At 39.3% G+C, this 1001-nt stretch carries 1 protein-coding gene; it reads right to left on the reverse strand.

The annotated features are described in order from the left end of the window. Positions 1-768: ABC transporter permease (locus AC1DRQ_RS31815; protein ID WP_477430196.1), on the reverse strand; the 768-nt coding region annotated here is incomplete at its 3' end. Positions 769-1001: the final 233 nt, after the last annotated feature.

Genomic DNA, 1001 nt, shown 5'->3' on the forward strand with positions numbered 1-1001 from the left:
GTCGCGGCCGGTATAATGCTTTTTCACGATCTCGGCCATTGCTTTATTGCCCTGTGCCATGGTCACAGTTGGCTTTAAACGTGTAAATGCCTCACTTCCGCTGTATACCCCTCCCCAGTTATCTTCACGGCGCTTATCGGTATATTCGTCCATATTGCCATAAGAAACGTAGATCTCCTGTTTACGATCGGTATTTGCAGGCAGATCTTTTAAAATGCCGGTAATCGTAAAATTCACTTTATTATCCAGGCGGAAAACTTTTCCGATGGCATTTTCGCCACCAAAGTATTTACGGGCTATTTTTTCGGTTATAATAGCTTCGCCAGGCTGTACCAATACCGTTTTTTTGTCGCCCTTAAGCAAGGGGAAATTTAAAATGTCAAAATACTGTGGTTCGGTAAAAGCTACTCCATTTTCTTCCCTGAATTTTTTAACCTCATTGCCTTTTGTTATGGTAATTAAATTATCATGAAAATTGATAACCCTTGCAGTTTTTTCGGCAAGGGTAAAATCATTTCTGAAAGTTTTACCTAAAGGTTGCGGCACCCCATTTGATTTGCCAATACCATCATCATGCCACTCGGTATACAAACGGAAGATCCTGTCAGAATTGTTATGAAAGGTATCAAAACTGAGGTGGTAGGTGATCAGCGTAAAGATCAGTATGCCACAGGCAATACCTAATGCCAAACCAATAACGCTGATAGCCGCGTAAGCCTTATTGCGCTTGAGGTTACGCCAGGCAATTTTAATGTAATTCTTTATCATGATATTTTTAAATTCTAATTTCTAAACTCTAATCTCTAAATTCTAAAACCTAAACTCTAAATACTAAAAAAGCTTTCGGCTTTGAGCTTTAGGCTTTGGGCTTTTCTTTATTCACTTCTTAAGCTTTTAACCGGATTGGTAAGTGCCGCTTTAATGGCCTGGAAACTAATAGTAACTAAGGTTATAACAATAGCTACAATTGCCGATAGTACAAATACTCCTGGCCCTATGGT

Source organism: Mucilaginibacter sp. P4_E8, assembly GCF_056401495.1.